General features: G+C 55.2%; 19 protein-coding genes and 1 pseudogene. 4 read left to right on the forward strand and 16 right to left on the reverse strand.

What is annotated here, in order from left to right:
• Positions 1 to 4: 4 nt before the first annotated feature.
• The 13 genes and pseudogenes from EZ315_RS05970 to EZ315_RS06030 all read right to left on the reverse strand — a co-directional run bounded on the left by EZ315_RS05970 (position 5) and on the right by EZ315_RS06030 (position 13,535).
• Complete coding sequence (locus EZ315_RS05970) at positions 5 to 1,597, reverse strand: tetratricopeptide repeat protein (protein ID WP_135471277.1); 1,593 nt, start codon at positions 1,595 to 1,597, stop codon at positions 5 to 7.
• Between the two features lie 39 nt (positions 1,598 to 1,636).
• Entirely contained in the window at positions 1,637 to 2,446 is an 810-nt protein-coding gene (kdsA, locus tag EZ315_RS05975; RefSeq protein WP_135471920.1) for a 3-deoxy-8-phosphooctulonate synthase, read from the reverse strand.
• 25 nt (positions 2,447 to 2,471) lie between these two features.
• Complete coding sequence (locus tag EZ315_RS05980) at positions 2,472 to 3,191, reverse strand: RsmE family RNA methyltransferase (protein ID WP_135471278.1); 720 nt, start codon at positions 3,189 to 3,191, stop codon at positions 2,472 to 2,474.
• Positions 3,188 to 4,471 (reverse strand): MFS transporter, encoded by a 1,284-nt coding sequence (locus EZ315_RS05985; protein ID WP_135471279.1) that lies wholly within the window; start codon positions 4,469 to 4,471, stop codon positions 3,188 to 3,190. The genes EZ315_RS05980 and EZ315_RS05985 overlap by 4 nt, the downstream gene beginning before the upstream one ends.
• 55 nt (positions 4,472 to 4,526) lie before the next feature.
• The gene (locus tag EZ315_RS05990) at positions 4,527 to 5,228 is read right to left on the reverse strand and encodes a bifunctional nuclease family protein (protein ID WP_135471280.1); all 702 of its coding nucleotides are present in this window, start codon (positions 5,226 to 5,228) and stop codon (positions 4,527 to 4,529) included.
• Positions 5,229 to 5,237: 9 nt separating this feature from the next.
• Positions 5,238 to 6,317: a tRNA 2-thiouridine(34) synthase MnmA gene (mnmA, locus tag EZ315_RS05995; RefSeq protein ID WP_135471281.1), complete on the reverse strand. Its 1,080-nt coding sequence runs from the start codon at positions 6,315 to 6,317 to the stop codon at positions 5,238 to 5,240.
• A gap of 30 nt (positions 6,318 to 6,347) precedes the next feature.
• Positions 6,348 to 6,857 (reverse strand): DoxX family protein, encoded by a 510-nt coding sequence (locus tag EZ315_RS06000; protein WP_135471282.1) that lies wholly within the window; start codon positions 6,855 to 6,857, stop codon positions 6,348 to 6,350.
• Between the two features lie 66 nt (positions 6,858 to 6,923).
• On the reverse strand, positions 6,924 to 7,826 hold the full coding sequence (locus tag EZ315_RS06005) for a DUF5106 domain-containing protein (protein WP_170957479.1): 903 nt from the start codon (positions 7,824 to 7,826) through the stop codon (positions 6,924 to 6,926).
• An 89-nt stretch (positions 7,827 to 7,915) separates the two neighbouring features.
• Positions 7,916 to 9,147, reverse strand: a pseudogene (locus EZ315_RS06010) (S-adenosylmethionine:tRNA ribosyltransferase-isomerase).
• A gap of 76 nt (positions 9,148 to 9,223) precedes the next feature.
• Positions 9,224 to 9,874, reverse strand: coding sequence for a ribulose-phosphate 3-epimerase (rpe, locus tag EZ315_RS06015; RefSeq protein ID WP_135471284.1), 651 nt, complete (start codon positions 9,872 to 9,874; stop codon positions 9,224 to 9,226).
• Between the two features lie 31 nt (positions 9,875 to 9,905).
• Positions 9,906 to 10,529 carry a DedA family protein gene (locus EZ315_RS06020; RefSeq protein WP_135471285.1) on the reverse strand — a complete coding sequence of 208 codons (624 nt, stop codon included), beginning with the start codon at positions 10,527 to 10,529 and terminating at the stop codon, positions 9,906 to 9,908.
• A gap of 107 nt (positions 10,530 to 10,636) precedes the next feature.
• Entirely contained in the window at positions 10,637 to 11,647 is a 1,011-nt protein-coding gene (locus tag EZ315_RS06025) for an aspartate-semialdehyde dehydrogenase (protein WP_135471286.1), read from the reverse strand.
• An 82-nt stretch (positions 11,648 to 11,729) separates the two neighbouring features.
• Positions 11,730 to 13,535, reverse strand: coding sequence for an AMP-dependent synthetase/ligase (locus EZ315_RS06030; protein WP_242452522.1), 1,806 nt, complete (start codon positions 13,533 to 13,535; stop codon positions 11,730 to 11,732).
• 271 nt (positions 13,536 to 13,806) lie between these two features.
• On the opposite strand from EZ315_RS06030, the gene EZ315_RS06035 reads away from it, so the two are divergent.
• From EZ315_RS06035 to EZ315_RS06050, 4 genes are all read left to right on the forward strand, one after another.
• Positions 13,807 to 14,274, forward strand: coding sequence for an Lrp/AsnC family transcriptional regulator (locus tag EZ315_RS06035; protein ID WP_135471287.1), 468 nt, complete (start codon positions 13,807 to 13,809; stop codon positions 14,272 to 14,274).
• 163 nt (positions 14,275 to 14,437) lie between these two features.
• Positions 14,438 to 16,159, forward strand: coding sequence for a DEAD/DEAH box helicase (locus EZ315_RS06040; protein ID WP_135471288.1), 1,722 nt, complete (start codon positions 14,438 to 14,440; stop codon positions 16,157 to 16,159).
• A gap of 78 nt (positions 16,160 to 16,237) precedes the next feature.
• Positions 16,238 to 16,852: a DUF3256 family protein gene (locus EZ315_RS06045; protein WP_160655053.1), complete on the forward strand. Its 615-nt coding sequence runs from the start codon at positions 16,238 to 16,240 to the stop codon at positions 16,850 to 16,852.
• Between the two features lie 71 nt (positions 16,853 to 16,923).
• Entirely contained in the window at positions 16,924 to 17,655 is a 732-nt protein-coding gene (locus EZ315_RS06050) for an MBL fold metallo-hydrolase (RefSeq protein WP_135471290.1), read from the forward strand.
• 134 nt (positions 17,656 to 17,789) lie between these two features.
• Here EZ315_RS06050 and EZ315_RS06055 read toward each other — a convergent pair whose 3' ends face one another.
• The 3 genes from EZ315_RS06055 to EZ315_RS06065 are packed head-to-tail and all read right to left on the reverse strand — an operon-like array spanning position 17,790 to position 21,195.
• Positions 17,790 to 18,983 carry an ABC transporter permease gene (locus EZ315_RS06055; RefSeq protein WP_135471291.1) on the reverse strand — a complete coding sequence of 398 codons (1,194 nt, stop codon included), beginning with the start codon at positions 18,981 to 18,983 and terminating at the stop codon, positions 17,790 to 17,792.
• 1 nt (position 18,984) lies between these two features.
• On the reverse strand, positions 18,985 to 20,136 hold the full coding sequence (locus tag EZ315_RS06060) for an ABC transporter permease (protein ID WP_135471292.1): 1,152 nt from the start codon (positions 20,134 to 20,136) through the stop codon (positions 18,985 to 18,987).
• Between the two features lie 48 nt (positions 20,137 to 20,184).
• On the reverse strand, positions 20,185 to 21,195 hold the full coding sequence (locus EZ315_RS06065; protein ID WP_135471293.1) for an HlyD family secretion protein: 1,011 nt from the start codon (positions 21,193 to 21,195) through the stop codon (positions 20,185 to 20,187).
• Positions 21,196 to 21,206 lie beyond the last annotated feature (11 nt).

Raw genomic sequence — 21,206 nt, forward strand, 5'->3', positions numbered from 1 at the left:
AGGTCTATTTGAAGAGGTGTGAGTATTTGTCAAGAAGTCTGGTGAACTCGGGATTGGAGCGTAGGGGGGCGCAGTTGATGTTCGCTTCCGAAGCCTTGGTCCAGTTGTGGTAGTTGGCGTAGCCTTTTTCGAGCGATGTCTCCATGCATCGGAGGGCGCGTTCGGTCATGCCGGTCTGTGAATAGTAGCATGCGGCGTAGTAGTTGACCATTCCGTCGAAGTCGTCGGCAGTGTCGAGGATGCGTTCCATCCAGTTGTCCGCCTGTTCCCTGCGGTCGAGTGAGAGGAGGGCAAATCCACGGAGCGACTGCACGTTGTCGAAGTCGAAGTCCATGTCGAGCACCATTTCGTAGGCTCGTTCGGAATTGGCGGCCTGCTTGCGGAAGTCGCCGAGCACCCATCCGCGGAGGATCTGTATGTAGGGGTTTTCGGGGTTGACCATTGCGGCTTCGCTTAGGGCGATTGATGCGCCGGCGGGCTGTCCGAGAGCTATTTCGGCGAGAGCTTTTGCCTCAAGAGCATCGATTGATTCCGGAGATTTTTCGATGGCCTTGTCGGCAGCGTCGAGTGCAGCCTGGTTGTCGCCCATTGCCCGCTCGATACGTGACTTGAGCACGTAGTAGAATGCATTTTCGTCGGTGGCACTTATGGCGTAGTCGGCGTTAAGCAGGGCGCGGTCGTAGCGTCCGAGGTAGTAGTAGCATTCGGCGAGAGCACCGTTGAGCCCGGGGTAGGAATCGAGGTTCTCGTTGATGATCTTGTCGTAGTCGGCTATAGCTGCGAGATAGTTGCAGTGGCCCTGGGCTATCATTGCACGTATGAAGTAGAACATGCCTGTGCGCGGGGCTTTGCTGATGGCTGACGAGAGTCCAGCCATGACGGTGGGGTAGTCGGTGCGGGACATAGCCACAAGATGGCTCAAGGCACGCGCTGTGCTCTCGTTGTCGACCGATATGGCTGATATGTAGTCCTCCACGGCACCCTGGCGGTTGCCCATGAGGTCGCGCACGGCGGCGCGTCCGATGAATATCTCACTGTTGTTTGGTGTCATTGCCACGGCACGGTCGGCGAGATCGTTGGCGGTCCCGAGGTTGTTCTGCTTTACCGCGACCTTGGCTTGTCCGAGCAGGGCATCCTGGCTGCGGGGGTTGAGACGCAGCATGAGGTAGTAGTCGGCGTTGGCTTCGGGGTACCGTCCGAGCTCATAGAGCACGTTGGCACGCTGGTAGATGGTGCCGTAGTCCTGAGGTGACATCTTGAGGACTGTGTTGAGGTCGGCGAGTGCGTCCTCATATTTCTTCTGACGCTGATATATCTTTGCGCGCAGCTGGTATGCCGGGTAGCGGGACTCGTCATCGTCGGGGGCGTAGTATTTCATAGCTGTGTTTATGTCGTCGAGGGCTTTGATGTAGTCCTGATGGGCATAGTACAGCCCTGCGCGGCGCACGAGAGTCTCCGGGTCGCGCGGGTCCTCGTCAAGGAGTTCGTCGAAGGCTTTCATCAGAGCCTGTGACATGGGGTCGTCATAGCTTTGTGCGCTTGCCGAGATTGCAGCAACGGATATGAGGAGTGATAGTGTGATGGATCTGATGTTCATTGTGAGTATAGGGTGTGATGATGTCTGATGGAGGTGTGATTATAGAGTGTTGATTACAGAGCGTATTGCCGAGAGGTTGCGCAGGAGCTGGGGGAGACGGTCGAGCGGGAGCATGTTGGCACCGTCGCTCTTTGCCACGGACGGGTCGCGGTGGGTCTCAAGGAATATGCCGTCGACGCCTGTTGCGATCCCGGCTCTGGCTATTGTCTCGATGAGGTCGGGTCGGCCGCCGGTGACTCCCGCCGGCTGGTTGGGCTGCTGAAGGGAGTGGGTTATGTCGAGGATCACCGGGGCTCCGAAACGCTGCATTTCGGGGATGCCGCGGTAGTCAACGATAAGGTCCTGGTAGCCGAATGAGACACCACGTTCGGTGAGGGCTACGTTGTCGTTGCCGGCGTCGCGCACTTTCTGAATGGCGAACTGCATGGCATCGGGCGAGAGGAACTGCCCCTTTTTTATGTTGACTGCCTTTCCGGTGCCTGCTGCGGCGATGAGAATGTCGGTCTGCCTGCACAGGAAAGCCGGTATCTGGAGTACATCTACATATTCGGCTGCCATCTCGGCTTCGTCTGCGGCATGGATGTCGGTCACGACAGGGACACCGAAGGTGTCGCGGACTTTTGCAAGAACCTTGAGAGCCTTCAGGTCGCCTACACCGGTGAATGAGTCGATGCGTGAGCGGTTGGCTTTGCGGTATGAGCCTTTGAATACGTAAGGGATGCCGAGCTCAGAAGTGATTCTGACGCATTGTTCGGCAATATCCAATGCCATTTCCTCCCCTTCGATGACGCATGGGCCTGCGAGGAGGAAGAACTGGGGGTGTGATGAATATTCCTTGAATGAGAACATATCTTGGGTTGTTGCTGTATATTCTTCAGTGTTCGGGAGAGTGTGAGGAGTCGATGACATGGCATGCTGAGAGAGCGTAGAGGGCGGCTGTCTCGGTGCGCAGGCGGTTGTCGCCGAATGTCGCGGGGACAATCCCGGCTTCGAGCATCAGTGACACTTCGGCCGGGGTGAAGTCACCCTCTGGGCCGATGAGTATCATGGTGTCCTTGTGGGGCGAGTATATGTGTGACAGCTCCCGTCGGGGGACCGAGGGGTCGCAGTAGCCTACAAACCGCTGTGCCTCCGGCATAAGAGCTGCGACCTGACGGAGGGGGGTGAGCGCATCGATGATCGGCAGATGGGCTTTGAGTGACTGCTTCATTGCCGAGACAGCAATCTTTTCGAGCCTTTCTACCTTTAGCTCGCGCCGTTCGCTGCGATCGCAAAGGAGCGGGATGATGCGGTTGACCCCTATCTCGGTCATCTTTTCGACCATCCATTCCATGCGGTCCATATGCTTGGTGGGGGCAACAGCAACAGTGAGTTGCTGAGCCCATGGCAGAGGCTGGAGCCGGGATTCTATTATCTCTACTGCCGCACGCTTGGGATGGGCCTCGACGAGCCGGCATGTGTAGAGGAGCCCGCAGCCGTCAATCGCCTGAAGGGTGTCCCCTTCGGTCATTCTCAGGACTTTTACCGCGTGACGCGAGTCACTCTCGGGGAGGGTGAGGGTCGAGGCTATATCGGGGGCGTAGAATTGGATCACGATTGTGTGGAGGAGGGTTTTAACGGTTGTTCATCCTTGAATATAATCATGAACAGGATTGCAATCACGAGGGCATAGGCGGCGAAGATGAACCATGATGTGGTCCAGCCAGCCTGTTGAGCCTCGGGGGTGGCCTGTGAGAACACGTAGTGGTTGACCACACCCTGAGCGGCGAGGGTGCCTACTGTGGCACCTATTCCGTTGGTCATTATCATGAACAGCCCCTGCGCGCTGGACCGCTGCTCCTTGGAGGTCTGCTGGTCGACGTATAGTCCGCCGGATACATTGAAGAAGTCGAATGCCACGCCGTAGACTATGCATGAGAGGACGAGCAGCCATAGACCGCTGCCCGTGTCGCCAAGCCCGAAGAAGCCGAAGCGCAGCACCCATGCTATCATCGATATGAGCATTACTATCTTTATGCCGAAGCGTTTCAGGCAGAAGGGGATGAGGAGTATGCAGAGAGTCTCGCTTATCTGCGACAGGGATATGAGTGCGTTGGCGTTGCGTGCGCCCCATGTGTCGGCATATTCGGCAATGTCGGAAAACGAGGTGATGAATATGTTGCCGTAGCTGTTGGTGATCTGTAGTGATACGCCAAGGCACATGCTGAATATGAAGAATATGGCCATACGTCTTTCCTTGAATAGACTGAATGCCTTTAGTCCGAGCTGATCGGCGATCGAGCCGGATGCACTTCTGTTAGTGGGGCACTGCGGCATGGTGAGCGCGTAGAGGGCGAGGCAGAAGCTCAGTACTGCCGAGGTGGCGAGCTGATAGGGGTTGGTCTGGAACTGTGTGAAGTTGACGAACAGCATCGAGCATATGAAGCCTACTGTTCCGAACACGCGGATGGGGGGGAAGTAGGTCACTGTGTCGAGCCCGTTGCGGCTGAGGGCGTTGAACGACACGGCGTTGCATAGCCCTATTGTTGGCATGAAGAATGCCACTGATATGGAGTAGAGGGTGAATAGCGGACCGAACTGCACTTCGGGAGTGGTCAGCGCATATACCGCTGCAGCGCCCATGAACAGACCGGCGAGGAGGTGGCAGAGGCTCAGCATACGCTGTGCCTGTATCCAGCGGTCGGCTATGATGCCTACTATTGCAGGCATGAATATGGATACTATTCCCTGAACGGCATAGAACCATCCGATGTGGGTGGCGAGCCCTACCGAGCCGAGGTAGTTGCCTAATGAGATGAGGTAGGCACCCCAGACTGCGAATTCAAGGAACGATAAGGCGGCGAGGCGCGCTTGTAAGGGTCGGATCTTTGACATGGGATATGAGGGAGTGTGTAAAAAGTGTAAAAGTGGATGATAATGCGGCTATTTTCTATATTTTTCCATCTTCTTTGCGGCGTATTATTTCTGCGACGCGGGCTGCTTCCTCGTACTCTTCACGGTCGATGAGGCTCTGGAGTGTCCTGCGCAGCTCTTCGAGGGTGTAGTTTTCGAGTTTGGGTGTGCGTGTCGGTGTGACCGGCGACGGCTCTTCGTCGCGTGCGCGCACCTCGCCGTTGTCGTTGTCGTCGTCATCTGCGGAGGAGCCGGAGGGGTCGTCGGAGAGCTCTTCAAGCTCGAAGCCGGTCTCCGTAAGGATCCCGGGAGTGGTGTATATGGGAGCTCCGGTGCGCATGGCTATCGCCACGGCATCGGAGGTGCGGGAGTCTATGGTGATGGTGCGCTCGCCGTCGGTGAATGTGAGTTCGGAGTAGAAAACTCCATCCTCGAAACGGTATATGAACACTTCGGTGAGCTCTATGCCGAATGCGTGTCCGAGGCTTGTGAAGAGGTCGTGAGTGAGCGGGCGCGGAGGCACTATCCCTTCCATCTTCAGAGCGATTGCCTGGGCTTCGCCGGCACCGATCACTACCGGGATGCGGTAGGGGCCGCCTACCTGAGCGAGTATAAGGGCGTATGCTCCGTTGCGTATCTGGCTGTAGGAGATGCCGAGCACCCTCAGGCGCACACGTTCTGTGTTGCCGCCCTGACTGGAGCTGAGATTGTCAAATATGTCGTTATTGCCGTTGTCCATAATGGTAGCTTACAACATTATGTTTCTCCCGGTGATGATGCCGCTGCCGAGGCATAGGCTGCTGTCGGGGGTGTATATTACTGCGAACTGGCCGGGAGCTATGCCCTGGACCGGTGTTGCGGAGTCTATGAGGTATTCGCTGTCGGAGAGGCGTGTGAGTTGAGCGGAGAGGAATTCAGGTGTGTGGCGGTTCTTGAACGTTATCCTTACCTTGTCGCAGTCAGTACCCCAGGGGTCGCGCGTGAGCCAGTGCATCTCGTCGAGATGGAGGGTTGAGCCATACTGCTTTTCGGTGTCGTAGCCTTGGGAGACGTATACGACGTTGTCGTGGGTGTTCTTCTTGACCACATACCATGGTCCGCCGCTAAGCCCGAGCCCTTTGCGCTGTCCGATGGTGTGGAACCAGAATCCGCGGTGGGTGCCGAGCTTGCGTCCGGTCTCAAGTTCGATGATGGGTCCGGGCTTTTCGCCGAGGTGGCGTCGGATGAAGTCGTTGTAATTGATTTTGCCGAGGAAGCATATCCCCTGGCTGTCACGGCGGTAGGCGTTGGGCATGCGGGTCTCTATGGCTATGCGTCTCACCTCCGCCTTGGGTAGCTCGCCTATGGGGAACATGAGGTGGGAGAGCTGGCTGTAGGATATGCGGCACAGGAAGTCGGTCTGGTCCTTTACGCGGTCCACACCTGTGCCGAGCCATGTGAGCCCGTCGATCTCACGGGTGGTGGCGTAGTGGCCTGTGGCAGTGCGGTCGAATTCTTTGCCCCAACGCTCTTCAAAGAATCCGAATTTTATCATTTTGTTGCACATCACATCGGGGTTGGGGGTCAGGCCTTCGCGTACAGAGCGCAGGGCGTAGTCCATGACGTTCTCCCAGTACTCTTCATGAAGTGACACTACGTCGAATGGGAGAGAGTATTTTGCCGCGATGTAGCGGCACATCTCTATGTCCTCTTCGGCTGAGCAGTCACCTTCGCCTGTGTCGAGCCCTATGCGTATGTAGAAGAGGTGCAGGTCGTGCCCCTGCTCAAGCAGGCGATGTACAGCCACCGCGCTGTCAACCCCTCCGGATATCAGTACCGCTACTCGCATAATCCTGTTGTCGCTGAGTTAAGTGGGGGGTTAGACTTCCTCCAGTTCCTCCTCCTCGTCCTTTCCGCGGAGGTTGATGATGTAGAGGGATATGAAATAATCGAGTGATATTTTGCCCGGACCTGCTATGAGCATGTATATGTATATGCCTATGAACATTATGGGGAGATAGCCGGGGTCGGTGGAGTCGAGTCCGTAGACAGGGAGATAGGGCACCATGTCGTGCAGGATATAGTACTCCGCCGCGCACATCGCCAGGATGGGGGGGATGGTGTTGAGGCGGGTAAGGAATCCCACCATTATGGATAGGGAGCACACGAGCTCGATGATGATCATGAGCGTCAGCGATGTTGCCGGCGACATGTCGAGAACGGTGGGGAAGTTGGTGCACAATTCATTGTAGTTAACAAGATGGCGTATGCCGAACTGCAACAGCATCATGCCTACGAAGAGACGCATGAAGAGCCTCGCAAGGTTGGTGTAGGTGAATCCTGTGAGGCGCAGAAATATGTTGACCAAGGGGGAGTTGTGCCAAGCCATATGGGTAGGTGGGGGTAAGTGTTAAAGGTTAGGGGGTTGAGCTGCGTGGAGAGCCGGAGGTGTGTGTTATCTCTTTTTGAGCTGACGTGCCACATCGAGAACCTGCGTGATGTTGAGGTGCTTGTACCGGATGTTGTGCTTGCCGTCGATGATGTAGAAATCGGGAGTCCCTGAGCGCAGATCGATTGTGAGGTCGGCATCGGGTGCGGCTCCAACCTCCCATGATGCGGGGAAGCTGTCGGCGTGCCTGCGCCATTCGTCGTCGGGTTCGGCAAGCGAGATTGCCACTACCTTGACCTTTCCTTCGGAGATGAGTTCGGTCATTGACACGTCGGCATCGAGGCGTATGCGAGCCATGTTGCAGTCGTTGCAGTCGGGGTCGTTGAAGAATACGAGCACCACTTCGGCAGAGTCGTTCAGGAGGTTGCCTTCCGAGCCGTCGCGGCGGGTGTAGGGCAGGGATGGCGCGGGCTTGCCCACAAGGGAGTTGCGCAGGATGGTTGCCTGCTGCTGGAATCGGGCTTTCTCAGCCTTGCCTACGCGCTTGTTGGCAGCGACGGCTTCGGCAAACGGCAGGTAAAGCTCGTCGATCCATAGTTCGGCAGTGTCGGAATAGAGCTGGCTTTCGGCGATCTCGGCGATGAAGAGCTGGTCCTTCGGCTGCTTCTCAAGCTTTTTCATGAGGTTGTTGACTCCTCTGATCGCCCTCTCCGGCTCGGCGTTGGCTACGACCGAGAGGTAGACTTTCATCTCGTTAGCCATCTTCTGCCTGGCGGAGAACGCTTTGGAGAGCTCGCAGAAATCAAAGAAGTGATCGGAGAGATAGTTGCACCGTCCCTGGAATGTGGAGATCGAGTCAGGAACGATGGGATAGGGGAAATATGTGCCGGCTTGCTGTGTCTGGGCGTTCGCTGAGAAGGTTATGCCCATGAGTATCAGCAGCGGCAGGAGAATCCGGTTGATTTTCATGTCTTTCATAAATACACAATAATGCAATCACAAAGGTAATGAAAATCATTTTAATGACAAAATTAAATTGAGTGGCGTGATGACGGTGCCTAAATGAACAGGCATGCGTCGCCGTAGGAGAGGAAGCGGAAGTCGCCTGCAAGGGCGTAGTCGTAGATGCGCCGCCATTCGTCGGCACCTGCATCGAGGAATGCTGAGACGAGCAGGAGGAGTGTGGAGCGTGGCTGATGGAAGTTGGTGACCATGCCTCGGACTATGCGGTATCTGTAGCCTGGTGCTATCATCAGGCGTGTGGAGGCTATGAATGTGCCCTGTCCTGTGGCGTCGAGGTGGCGGAGTATGGCTGCCATTGAGTCGGCTACGGATAGCGAGGGGTGGGAGTCGCTGTAGGGGTACCACTGGGGAGCGTCGATGCGTCCATGCCGCTGTGGAGCATGCATCCGAGGTGGTAGAGGCTTTCGAGGGTGCGCACGGATGTGGTGCCTACGGCTATTATCCGGTGTGACCCGCGGGATAGCTCTTCGATGAGGGGGCGGTCAACGGCTATGAACTCGCTGTGCATCATGTGCTCGCCTATGGTGTCGCTTTTTACGGGCTGGAATGTGCCTGCGCCTACGTGGAGGGTGAGCTCGCGGCGCGGTATGCCGCGGAGGTCTATGTCGCGGAGCACTGCGGGGGTGAAGTGCAGCCCTGCCGTCGGGGCGGCTACGGAGCCGTCGATGCGGGAGTAGACGGTCTGGTAGTCTCGGGAATCGCTCTCTTCGGTGGAGCGGTTGAGGTAGGGGGGGATGGGTATCTCGCCGAGTGCGGATATTATGGAGCTGAATGTCACTTCAGGACAGTCCCAGCTGAAGCGCACGACGGAGGAGGCTCCGTCCTTGCTCCGGCGTGTGGCGCGCAGGGTGATGCTGCGGCCGTCGACCGTCACAGCCTGGGTGAGATCGCCGTCCTTCCATCGCTTGGAGTTGCCCACGAGGCAGTTCCAGGAGCAGGATGATGTTGCGGCGAAGCTTACGGCGTAGTCGGCAGGGTCGTCGGGTTCCAGACAGAATATCTCGATGAGTGCGCCTGTGCCGTCGGAGCCTTTGCGGAAGCGCAGGCGCGCATTGATGACGCGGGTGTTGTTGTAGACGAGCATCGAATCGGGCGGAAGTAGCGCGGGAAGGTCGCTGAAACGGCGTGTCGACAGTCCTCCCTGCGGGTCACGCACAAGCAGCAGGCAGGTGTCGCGCTCCGCCAGGGGATGCCTGGCTATGCGTTGGTCGGGGAGGGGATAGTCGTAATCTTCAATGCGTATTTCTTCGATCTGGGAACGGTCCATAGATTTTATCAAGGGGATTGGTTGGTTTTTTTGACAGGGGTTTCGCCTGGCATTACTGCCAGGGAGTGGTATCCTGTCAGCCGAGCTCGGAGAGGGCGTTGATGGCACCGATGGGATCGGGAGCCTTGAACACGAAGCTTCCTGCCACAAGCACGTCGGCTCCGGCGGCGATGAGTGCGGGTGCCGTGGTGAGGTCGACCCCGCCGTCGATCTCGATCATAGCTCCGGAGTTGCGGCGCGCGATCATCTGGCGCAGACGCTTCACTTTGCTTATGGTGTTGGGGATGAACTTCTGCCCTCCGAAGCCGGGGTTTACGCTCATGAGGAGTACCAGGTCCACGTCGTCGATTATGTCCTCAAGCAGCTCCACAGGTGTGGCGGGGTTGAGGGCTACACCTGCTTTCATTCCGGCATCGTGTATGGCTGAGATATCGCGGTGGAGATGTGTGCAGGCTTCGTAGTGCACGCACATGAGCCAGCCTCCGGAGTCGCGCACCTCATTGATGTAGCGTCCGGGGTCCGTTACCATCATGTGAACGTCGAGCGGTTTTTCCGCTACACGGCTTATGGCGGATATTACAGGGAATCCGATGGATATGTTCGGGACAAACATTCCGTCCATCACATCGACGTGTATCATCGATGCGTGGCTGCGGTTGATGGTCCCTACGGCTTCGCCCAGGCGGGTGAAGTCGGAGGCGAGAAGTGAGGGAGATACCTGTGTCATGACGTTTTTAGATGTTGGGGTTGGAGAATTTCTATTTGCGAGGCTTGAAAATATTGTAGAGTATGATAATGATGCATATCACTCCTATGCCGAGCCCGATATATGTGAGGTAGTCGTTGTACTCCTCGACTTTGGCATAGAGCTGCTGGCGCGGCACCACTGTCCCGAGCCAGTAGCCGAGGGCTGCGAGGATGATGTTCCATGTCATGGCTCCAAGCCCGGTGAATATGACGAACTTGCCGAGGTGCATCCTTGCGAGCCCGGCGGGGATGGATATGAGCTGGCGCACTGCCGGCACGAGTCTGCCTATGAATGTCGATATGGCTCCGTGGGCATCGAAGTATTCTTCGGCGTGGCGCACCTTGTTCTCGTCGAGCAGAAGTGCGTGGCCCAGGCGGCTCCCGGCAAAGCGGTAGACGATAGGCCGTCCTATCCATAGGGACAGCCCGTAGTTGATGAGCGCGCCTATGATGGCTCCGACGGTCGCGAGGAGCACTACTGCCACTATGTTGACTTCGTGGCTTGTGCATGCGAGGTAGGCGGCCGGGGGCACTATGACTTCGGAGGGGAACGGAATGAACGAGCTCTCAATGATCATGAAAGCGAACACGAGAAGGTAGACTGTGGTGGCATCGGCAACAAGAAACTGTTCCATAATGCCGGCAGGGTCGAAAAACATCTGGGTCGTAAGAGGTTAATAAAGGTTATAGGGTCAATGTTATAACCCTATAACCTGAAACTTTTGGAAAAAGTTGACTTTCGTTATTTTTTGTGGGCTATCATATACTGCGCGATCTGGACGGCGTTGAGAGCCGCACCCTTCTTGATCTGATCGCCGCAGAGCCAGAATGTGAGTCCGTTGGGGTTGGCGATGTCCTTGCGCAGACGACCAAGGAACACAGGATCGGTGCCGGCTGCGTCGAGGGGCATGGGGTATTTCTTCTCGGCAGGCTCGTCGATCACCACGAGACCTTCGGCTGTCGAGAATGCCTTGCGTGCCTCTTCGATGCTGATGGGCCGTTCGGTCTCTACCCATACGGCTTCGCTGTGGGCGCGCACCACCGGGACACGTACGCATGTGGAGCTTACTGAAAGTTCGGGCGAGTGCATGATCTTGCGTGTCTCGTGGAACATCTTCATCTCCTCTTTGGTGTAGTCGTTGTCAAGGAACACGTCGATATGTGGGATGAGGTTGTAGGCGAGCTGGTAGGCGAATTTCTCTACTGTAGGCTTTTTGCCCTCGGCGAGTTCGGCGTACTGTTTCACGAGCTCGTCCATGCCTGTGGCTCCCGCTCCGCTGGCAGCCTGATAGGTGGCAACGTGTATGCGGCGTATCGGGGAGATGTCGTTGAGGGGCTTGAGTGCCACCACCATAATGGCGGTGGTGCAGTTGGGGTTGGCTATCACGCCGCGAGGCGCGTCGAATGCATCGTCGCCGTTGACTTCGGGCACCACCAGGGGCACGTCGGGGTCCATGCGGAAGGCTGAGGAGTTGTCGATCATGACTGCGCCGTGGCGGGTTATCACATCGGCATATTTCTTTGACACGGATGCTCCCGCAGATACGAACGCGAAGTCCACGCCGCGGAAGTCCTCAGGCTCTTCGCGCAGGAGACGGACTGTGTAGTCCTTTCCGCGGAAGCTGTATGTGCGACCTGCCGAACGCTCCGACCCGAAAAGGAGGAGCTCGTCAATAGGGAAATTCTGCTCGTCGAGCACACGGAGGAATTCCTGTCCTACGGCGCCACTGACGCCTACTATTGCTACTTTCATAAAATATTAGATGGAGTTTTGTTGAGTTTTAACTGATCGGTTATATGAAATTAGTTGTAAAGACCGGTGCTGTGGTGTTCGCCTACGAGTACATCGCTTCGATCTGGTCGGCGTATTTTTCGCTTATCACCCGGCGTTTGATCTTGAGGGTGTTGGTGAGTTCGCCGTTGTCCATCGTGAATTCGTGAGGCAGGAGCGTGAAACGTTTGATCTTTTCGTAGGATGCGAACCCTTTCTGCAGCTTTTCGAGGCGGGCTTCCATCATGGCGAGTAAGTTCTGGTTGCCGAGCATATCTTCAACGGATGAGTAGGAGATCTTGTTGGAGTCGGCCCATTCGCGCAGGGCCTCGTAGTTGGGGACTATGAGCGCGCTGACGAATTTGCGGCTGTCGCCGATTATGGCTACCTGTTCGATGAACTTGTCGGTGCCGAGGCGTGTCTCGATCATCTGTGGGGCTATGTACTTGCCGTTGGATGTCTTGAAGAGGTCCTTGATGCGGTCGGTGAGGAAGAGTGCTCCTTCGCTGTCGATATAGCCCGCATCGCCGGTTCGGAACCACCCGTCGGCTGTGAATGCCTCGGCTGAGGCTTCGGGCTTGTTGTAGTATCCTCTCATCACCGTCGGGCCTTTGACGAGCACTTCGGAGTTTTCACCTATTTTCACTTTCACCGACGGGAGCGGCTTGCCTACGGAGCCTATCTCGTAGTTGATTTTATGGAAGCATGTGACGGTGGCGGTGGTCTCGGAGAGTCCGTAGCCCACCATCAGCCATAGCCCGGCGGAGTGGAAGAATTCGACAATCTCGGACGACACAGGAGCACCTGCTGTTGGGAATATGTTCGGGCGGTCGATGCCTATGGCACCGCGTAGCTGTGAGAATATCTTTCTGTCGAAGAACCGGTAGCTTTTCTCAAGCCAGAACGGGGCTTTGAGCCCGCGGCGCACGTAGTCGATGTTGCGTTTGCGTCCCACCTTGAGTGCCATGTTGACCATGGCGCGCGACAGCGGTGACATCGAAGCTATCTTGTCGTTGACCGCTGTGTAGACTTTTTCCCAGAATCTCGGTACTGCGCACATGCATGTGGGCCTTACTTCTTTGATGGTGTCCTGTATGGCGCGAGGGTCGCGGTTGACTGCGACCTTGATGCCCAGCATGAGGCACACATAGGTGAAGCCTTTTTCAAAGATATGGCTCAGAGGGAGGAATGCCATAGACACGTCGTCGGTGGAGAGCATGTGGAGCGCGATCTTGTGGGCTTCGAGTGCGGCGTTGTAGTTGGCGTGGGTGAGCATCGCCCCTTTTGGTTCTCCGGTGGTCCCGGAGGTGTATACGAGGGTGGCAATGTCGGAAGGGAGAGCTTCGTCGCAGCGTCTCCTGACCTCTTCTTCGATGCTGCTGCCGGAGTTTTCGCCGAGTTTCATGAAGTCGCTCCAAAGCATTGAGGTGTTGTCGTCCTCGTCGAGTTCGATGGGCTTTATGACGATTATCTGCGTCATGCAAGGGCAGTGTTGCTGAGCTTCGCGGGCGAAGTGGTACTGGGTGCTGTTGCCGGCGAACAGGACAGCAATCGATGCGTCGTTCACGATGTATGCCACCTGTTCGGGCGATGATGTGGCATAGATAGATACGGATATGGCACGGTTGCGGTAGCAGGCGAAGTCGGTGACGAGGTTTTCGGGACGGTTGGCAGAGAATGTGCCTACGCATGCTCCCGGCTTCACGCCGAGTGAGGCGAGTGCTTTTGCCGCCACATTTATCTGACGGTCAAATTCGCGCCATGATATGTCATACCACCTCTCCTGCTCATCCTGTCCGGCAAGGGCCGGGGCGTCAGGCCGTCGGTCGGTCTGCCGTGCCGACAGGAGGGTTAAAATATTGTCAGTCATAAGAACAAATTTTGCACAAAGTTAACACCATTTTTTCTCGTTCTTCAAATTATTGTCAAAAAATACTGACATTCGTTAACATTTCATTGTAAACTGCACAGCTTCTTTAACATATGGTAACACACGAGCTTTGCCTCTGCGGGGGATATAATTGTTACGTTTTGCAGAAAAATTGGCAGAAAGTTTGAGATTAGGCGGGGAATTCGTATATTTGTAGCTGTATTTTTCATACAGTAACCACTTTACCAGTCAAAAAAATAACGGTGCAGTCATGGAAAAAATTGACAATCTCGACCGAAAGATACTTGAAATAATAATGCGTAACGCCCGCATCGCATCAAAGGATGTGGCGCAGGAGTGTGGCGTGTCACGTGCAGCCATCCATCAGCGCATACAGCGAATGATCGACCTTAATGTCATCACCGGCTCAGGCTATAATGTCGATCCTAAGATACTCGGCTACCGTACATGCACCTATATAGGTGTCAATCTTGAAAGGGGTGCGCTTTACCGTGAGGTTGTTCCCGAGCTTGAGAAGATACCCGAGATAGTGGAGTGCCATTTCACCACAGGTCCGTACACTATCCTCATCAAGCTGTTTGCCCGCGACAATGAGCACCTTATGGAGCTGCTCAATCATAAGATACAGGTGATACCCGGTGTTGTGGGTACGGAGACACTCATTTCGCTTGACCATTCCATCTCACGTGTGCTTCCGGTGAAGTACGACGAGAACTGAGATAGGTCCTATCCAAGAAAAATCTTTGCCCTGCCGTAGTTGTAGCGTCGAGCGAACCCTGCGGCGGGGCAATAAGTTATTATATTAGGGGCAGTAACGATGTTTTTTTCACAGGCTCTTGACTTGCCTGCAACCCCTGTAATTATATTATCAATTCACATATATGAAATCATTTGAAGAATTAGGTGTCAACGAGCCGTTGAGGAAAGCGGTTGAAGAGATGGGTTTTGAAGCCCCGATGCCCATCCAGGAACGCGTAATCCCACGTCTGCTCGGTGATGCCAATGATATAGTGGCACTCGCTCAGACCGGCACAGGCAAGACGGCAGCATTCGGATTGCCGGTGCTCCAGCGCATCGATGCCGGAGTGCGCAGGCCGCAGGCACTTGTGCTCGCCCCCACCCGAGAGCTGTGTCTACAGATCAGCAGTGACCTTGTGGACTACTCGAAATACATCTCGGGTGTGAAGGTCATCCCTGTGTACGGCGGATCGAGCATCGAGAGCCAGATACGGTCGCTCCGGGCAGGTGCCAATGTGATAGTAGCCACTCCTGGCCGTCTTATCGACCTTATAAAGCGTGGCGTTGTCAAGCTTGACGAGGTGAACACAGTGGTGCTCGACGAGGCTGACGAGATGCTCAACATGGGCTTCCTTGACTCGATAGAGGAGATATTGTCACATGTGCCCGAGGATCATAAGACTCTTCTGTTCTCGGCCACAATGCCTGCCGACATCCTGAAGATAGCCAAGCATTACATGCGTGACTATGAGGAGATTGTGGTGGGCACGCGCAATGAAGGCTCGGAAAATGTTCGCCACATATATTATATGGTGAATGCCCGCGACAAGTATCTTGCTCTCAAGCGAGTTGTGGATAATTCGCCCGGGATATACGCCATAGTGTTCTGCCGCACACGCCGTGACACCCAGGAGATTGCCGACAATCTGATCAAGGACGGCTACAATGCCGAGGCTCTGCACGGAGACCTCTCCCAGCAGCAGCGCGACATTGTGATGAAGAAGTTCCGTGACCGTGTGGTGACCATTCTTGTGGCTACCGATGTCGCGGCGCGCGGTCTTGACGTGAGTGATCTGACCCATGTGATAAACTATGGGCTCCCAGAGGATACTGCTGTATATAACCATCGTTCGGGCCGTACCGGCAGGGCCGGAAAGAAGGGGGTTTCGGTGGCTATAATCCATTCGCGCGAGAAAGGCCGCCTGCGTGAGATAGAGCGTATAATCGGCAAGACTTTCGAGCATCTTGAGGTGCCGACTCCAGAGCATATCATCGAGAAGCAGCTCTATAATCTCGCTGACCGTCTTGAGAAGGTCAAGGTCAATGAAGAGGGTATCGCGAAGTATCTGCCCGGCATCTCGCGCAAGCTTGAATGGCTGTCGGAGGAGGACCTGATAAAGCGTGTGATATCCCTGGAGTTCAACCGTCTGCTCGATTATTATAAGGATGCCCCGAAGATCGATTTCATAGACGCCAAGCCCGAGCGTGACCGCAAGCGCAAGGGTGAGAAGAAAGGTCCGGCCCACGAGCGTCCCGCCGATGACCGAGAGAAGGATCGCCGCACGGCAGCCCGCGGCATGGAGCGAGTGTATGTCAACGTGGGCAAGCGTGACGGATTTTTTGCCGGCAATCTCATAGAGGCTCTCAACAAGCTTGTGCAGGGTAAGCGTGTGGATGTGGGTCGTATCGACCTGCTGCCGGCATACACCCTGTTTGATGTCAGCAAGAAGGATGCCCGAAAGGTGGTGGGTGCTCTCACCGGAGCCGATTTCTTCGGCAAACGTCTTCACAGCGAGATCGCTGACAAGGACCGCGATTACTCCAGACTGTCCGATAAAAAGAAGAAGTCCAAGAGTAAGCAGTAGTCCGGATGTAAAAGCGGTCGACGTAGGACTGTATAGACAGAAGTTTTTTTAATTTTCAATCATACATAGATGCGATTTATGAGATATCTAATATTTGCCATTATCGCTTTGTCAGGGCTGGCTGCATCGGCTCAGCTCACAGCATCCAAGGCTTTCACATCGGCGCCGTCCGACGTGTTCCCGTTGCTCGACACCAATACACGTATGGATATGGTGGACTATTACAACAGCGGGCTTGCCACACCTTCAGCCAACAGAATGGACGGGCGTTCGTCGGTTACGGATCTCTCGCCTGCATCCCTGACGGTGAAGATATCGGAATCCTCTTCCGCACAGGTGGCTATACTCGCCGCCGGGAGTGACACGGTGATCGCTGTGGTGTCGACTGTGGCTGCTCCGGGGTTGGACTCGACTCTGAAGTTCTACGACAGGGAGTGGAAGCCTCTTCAGGCTTCGAGGTATTTCACCGCTCCGGCATGGAAGGAATGGGTGACACAGGGTCACGATGCCGCTGAGGTCACCGCTTATGCGCCTTTCATGCTTGCATCCTATTATATCGATCCTGCTAAGGGTACGCTCACTGTCACCAACAATCTATCGACATTCCTCGATGAAGATGTATATGAGATGGTGGCTCCCGCTCTTCATCCGTCGCTTGTGTACCGTTGGAACGGCAAGCGTTTCACACTCTGAACCTAAGGATTTTCATAAACATCACAGCGATATCGGTTGTTCTACATATAGTGGATTAAACGATATTCGTTATGATAAAAGTTACTTATTTGGATCATAGCGGCTTCGCGGTTACAACCCCCGAAGCCGTAATGGTGTTTGATTATTACAAGGACCCTGACAAGAAGCTTGAAAAGGTGCTTCGTGAGGCTCCGGATCAGGAAGTGGTGTTCTTCGTGAGTCATCATCACCCCGATCATTTCAATGCCTCGATATTTGAGCTTGCCCAGAACCGCCGCCGCACTTATGTGCTCTCCAACGACATATTCTCACGCCTTGTGCCTCAGAAGGGGGTGTCGGTGGCATGGATGAGTCCGGGTGATGTAATAGAAGAGCAGATACCGGGTGTGAGCAAGGTGCAGGCATTCAGGTCGACCGATGTCGGGGTGGCTTATGCCATAACCCTTCCGGACGGCAGGGTGGTGTTTCATGCCGGAGATCTCAATGACTGGCATTGGAGCGAGGTGTCGACTCCTGCCGAGGCGCATGATGCCGAGGCGAAGTTCACGAAAGTTGTAAGGCATGTGGCGGAGGATTATCCCAAGATGTATATCGTGATGTTCCCTGTCGATGCACGGATGGGCGAAGGTTTTGCCCGCGGTGCGCAGATATTCCTTTCAAATGTGAGGGTTGAGAATTTCTTCCCGATGCATTTCTGGGGTGAGCCTCAGAAGGCTTGCGATTTCGCGGGCTATATACCCGAGGGGTGTGATGCCATATGCCGCTGCCTTGACCGTCCGGGGATGGAGGCCAAGCTGGATTGACGAGTGGCACGAAGCCTGTGATAAAAAGATTTATCCCTGCTACAGATAGCTGTGGCAGGGATATTTTCTAATGTCAAGGATGATTGCCGAACCTCTCGTAGAGTGATCGGAGCATTATGCCGTACTGCTATGGTTTATTGTGCCTGCCGATGCGCCACACTGCGGCGGCGGGTTCCCGAGATGTATATCCTCAGGATGAGCGCAGTGACGAAATACAGCCCTACGAGTGCCCATAGGCTCCAGTAGTAGCGCGATATTTCCGGAAGTGTTGCGGCATTGCCGTTGATGCGGATGAATCCTTCCACACCCCATGTTGCCGGCACGAGGTCGGACACCATGAGCCAGAATTTATTGAAGGCGTAGCGTGGCCATGTGAGCCCGGAGAGGAACAGAAACACCAGTGAGGAGAACACTATGACAAGCAGCGAGGTCTCACGTTCCCTTACGAACACCTGGAGTGTCTGTCCGAGGAATGTGGTGGCGAGTAGCATCACGAATATGAAAGGCATGTAGTCGCCGGCACTCCCCACGTGAGGGAGAGCGAACATTTCGGGCACTATGTGGAGTATGTAGTAGCTCAGCGGGATGTAGAGCATCATGTAGCACAGGCTTTTACCGAGGAGCACTGCCACAGGCCCCGCCTGGTATTCGTAAGGGTCCTGCCCATGGTTGCGCCGTCGGCGTTCGGCGGCGGTGCCTGCTATCATTGTGATCCCGAGCAGCATGCTCTGTTGGAGTATCAGTACTACTATGCCTGGAATGATGAATGATGCGAAGCCCTGGGTGGGGTCGCCGAGACTTTCAAAGTGGGTGTCGACGGGAAGTCCTGTCACCTGTGTGGCGAGGCCTCCTCCGAGTGTTGCCACACGTTCGGCTGTGAGTTTGGTCACCTCGTTCATCTGCACTCCTGTGAGGGCAAACAGGTATTGACGGAAGCGTATGAGCAGCGACATATCGTTGTAGAACGATATCCTTGCTTGCTCACCCGAGCCAATCTTCTTTGCATAGTCGGCGGGGATTTCGATTATGCCGTAGCATTGTTTTTCAGCCCATGCGCGCCTCGCCTCCTGTAGGTTGGCGGCGTATCCCTTTATATGGATGCTCTGTGTGGCATCGAGGGTGCGCACGAGTTCGCGGCTTTCGGCAGTGCGGGAGTTGTCGACCACGACAGTGGGGATCTCGGTGACGACTTCGGGATTGTATATGAGAGTGTAGACAATAGGGTAGGCCAATGGCAGCCCGAAGAAGAACAGCATCACACCTATATCGGTGAACACTAACCATGTCTCCCTTCGCCACACGCGGAAGATGCTTATAAACCAATTCATATCAGGGGACGTAAACAGGGGTGAGACAATGACGGCGCAGGCGGCGCAATCCGAGCACAGGGGTCAGCATCATCACGAGCATCGCGATGTAATAGAGACGCGAATAGTAGAGAGGCAATCCGTTTAGTGCCTGGTCGACATATATAAGGAAATAGTATCGTATCGGCATTATGTAGGCGAATATCCCTATGGCTCCGTACATCTTGTCGACAGGGAAAGAGAATCCGGCCACAGAGAAGCAGAGTATGCCCACGAGGCTGCATATGCTCATTGACAGGCGGAGGTTAGGGACCAGTTCGACCACTACTGTGGCGAATGCCTGACATGAAAGCACCAGGAGCATCATGGCGAGTATCATATGCCAGGGGTTGCAGTTGAGAGGGAAATGCATGAACTTGAACATCACCGTCTGGATGGCTACGCCGATGGAGATGAACACTATGCTCTGAGGCAGAAGTTTGCCAATAAGAGCCAGCCCCATGCTGCCGCGGGCTGTGGAGAGCCATTCGGGTGATGTGCGGTTCTTGATCTCCTGGCATATGCTGAAGGATGTCACTGTCATTACGAGGAGGGCAATGAGCCCGGCGAGGAACGACTGGGAGAGGTATATGTTATAGTTGGTCCACGGGTTGCCGATGGGGTGGTTGTCGGTGACCAGCGGCATGATAAGGCTCTCGGCTATATCTTCGTCGAGACCTGAGCTGGTGAGCGATGTCTCCACGATGCCTCCCGATGTGGTCACGGCTATGGTCTTGAATCCTTTGAACGACAGTGTGCCGGGGACAAAGATGCTCATGTTGGAGTAGAAGGAGAGGGTGGGGGTGCGTCCGCTGAGGGCTTTCTCCTGAAAGTCGGAAGGGATGTAGAAGAAGCCGAATAGCTCTCCGCCCCGGACTTTTGTCATTGCAGCGTTGTAGCTTTCGAGGTCGTCGGCTATGTCGATCAGCTCGGTGGCGTCGAGGGAGCGCGTGATGCGCCGCGATAGGGAGGAGTGGTCCATGTCAACGATCCCTACGGGGACTTTCAGCGGCAATCCCTCGTTCATGAGGTTGAGGAAAAAGAATGTGCACCCTAACGGCACGACCACCATCATGAAGAAGTAGATCCTGCGGGAGCATAGGGTCCGTATGCCGCGACGTATTGAGGGGAACATAATTTTTACTGGTTATGGGGTTACGGTTGTCGGGGTCTCTGCCACGGATTATTTGAAGTAGACTACTGTCATGCCGGGACGCAGCTCGGGAAGGTCCTCAAGCGGGCGTGCCTTGATCTCGAATGTCTTGCTGTCCCACTGTCCGGTGGCTTTGGTTGCTTGCCATGTGGCGTAGCTTCCGAGGTCACGCGAATAGTATATCTTGGCTTTTACCTTCTTCTTGTCGAGGGCGGGTATCATGACTTCGATCTCTCCGCCGAGGGGCATGTCCTTGAGAAGATCTTCGCGCACATTGAATGTCACCCATTTGTCCTGGGTCTTAAGAAGGCTCATTATCGGCGCGCCGAGCATCACGAGCTCGCTGACTTCGGGATATATCTGGTCGATCTGTCCGTCGCACGGTGCCAGCAGATATTGGTCCTCAAGTACGCTTTGCACTTCGGCTACACCTCCTTTGGCAACATTTACCATTGCTGCGGCAGATTCCTTGTCCTCTTTCTGCGCTCCGGCTATCGCGAGCTCAAGCTGGCTCTTGGCGGCATTGTGCCCTGCCACGGCGGCGTCATAAGCGGCTTTAGCCTCGTCGCGTTTCTGCTCGGACACAACCCCTTCGTCGTAGAGGTTCTGCAAGCGGTCGTAGGTCTTGCGAGCTATTGTCACTGCTGCTTCCGCCTGGGTGACGAGGTTGCGTGCCGAATTGATGATCTGGATGCGCGTTCCGGCATCCACCTTGCGGTCCTGGGTGCGTGCCACGGTCTCCATGCCTTCCGCCTGCATGAGTTTAGCCTCGGCGAGCGAAGAATGGATATGCACGAGGGTGTCACCTGCGCGGACCATGTCGCCTTCGCTGACATATATGTCCATTACGCGTCCGGGGAGCTTGCCTGAGATGCGTACGGATGTCGCGTCGGCTTGCCCTTCTATTATGTCGGCAGGCTTGTTGAGAAATACGAATCCTATGATGGCGAGCACTATGCTTGCTATCACTACTACAGAAAGAGCCACGAGTAGGGCCTTGTTCTCTTTCTGTTCCTGGGTGGATGGTGTTGGGGTTGACATGGTGATCCTTG

The sequence above is a fragment of the Duncaniella freteri genome (assembly GCF_004766125.1).
GTDB classification, from domain to species: domain Bacteria; phylum Bacteroidota; class Bacteroidia; order Bacteroidales; family Muribaculaceae; genus Duncaniella; species Duncaniella freteri.

Bases quoted from the DNA above. Each gene is read 5' to 3' on its own strand.
- EZ315_RS05970 (WP_135471277.1), bottom strand. From the start codon at position 1,597: ATGAACATCAGATCCATCACACTATCACTCCTCATATCCGTTGCTGCA.
- kdsA (WP_135471920.1), bottom strand. From the start codon at position 2,446: ATGTTCTCATTCAAGGAATATTCATCACACCCCCAGTTCTTCCTCCTC.
- EZ315_RS05985 (WP_135471279.1), bottom strand. From the start codon at position 4,471: ATGTCAAAGATCCGACCCTTACAAGCGCGCCTCGCCGCCTTATCGTTC.
- EZ315_RS05990 (WP_135471280.1), bottom strand. From the start codon at position 5,228: ATGGACAACGGCAATAACGACATATTTGACAATCTCAGCTCCAGTCAG.
- mnmA (WP_135471281.1), bottom strand. From the start codon at position 6,317: ATGCGAGTAGCGGTACTGATATCCGGAGGGGTTGACAGCGCGGTGGCT.
- EZ315_RS06000 (WP_135471282.1), bottom strand. From the start codon at position 6,857: ATGGCTTGGCACAACTCCCCCTTGGTCAACATATTTCTGCGCCTCACA.
- EZ315_RS06005 (WP_170957479.1), bottom strand. From the start codon at position 7,826: ATGAAAATCAACCGGATTCTCCTGCCGCTGCTGATACTCATGGGCATA.
- rpe (WP_135471284.1), bottom strand. From the start codon at position 9,874: ATGACACAGGTATCTCCCTCACTTCTCGCCTCCGACTTCACCCGCCTG.
- EZ315_RS06020 (WP_135471285.1), bottom strand. From the start codon at position 10,529: ATGGAACAGTTTCTTGTTGCCGATGCCACCACAGTCTACCTTCTCGTG.
- EZ315_RS06025 (WP_135471286.1), bottom strand. From the start codon at position 11,647: ATGAAAGTAGCAATAGTAGGCGTCAGTGGCGCCGTAGGACAGGAATTC.
- EZ315_RS06030 (WP_242452522.1), bottom strand. From the start codon at position 13,535: ATGACTGACAATATTTTAACCCTCCTGTCGGCACGGCAGACCGACCGA.
- EZ315_RS06035 (WP_135471287.1), top strand. From the start codon at position 13,807: ATGGAAAAAATTGACAATCTCGACCGAAAGATACTTGAAATAATAATG.
- EZ315_RS06040 (WP_135471288.1), top strand. From the start codon at position 14,438: ATGAAATCATTTGAAGAATTAGGTGTCAACGAGCCGTTGAGGAAAGCG.
- EZ315_RS06045 (WP_160655053.1), top strand. From the start codon at position 16,238: ATGAGATATCTAATATTTGCCATTATCGCTTTGTCAGGGCTGGCTGCA.
- EZ315_RS06050 (WP_135471290.1), top strand. From the start codon at position 16,924: ATGATAAAAGTTACTTATTTGGATCATAGCGGCTTCGCGGTTACAACC.
- EZ315_RS06055 (WP_135471291.1), bottom strand. From the start codon at position 18,983: ATGAATTGGTTTATAAGCATCTTCCGCGTGTGGCGAAGGGAGACATGG.
- EZ315_RS06060 (WP_135471292.1), bottom strand. From the start codon at position 20,136: ATGTTCCCCTCAATACGTCGCGGCATACGGACCCTATGCTCCCGCAGG.
- EZ315_RS06065 (WP_135471293.1), bottom strand. From the start codon at position 21,195: ATGTCAACCCCAACACCATCCACCCAGGAACAGAAAGAGAACAAGGCC.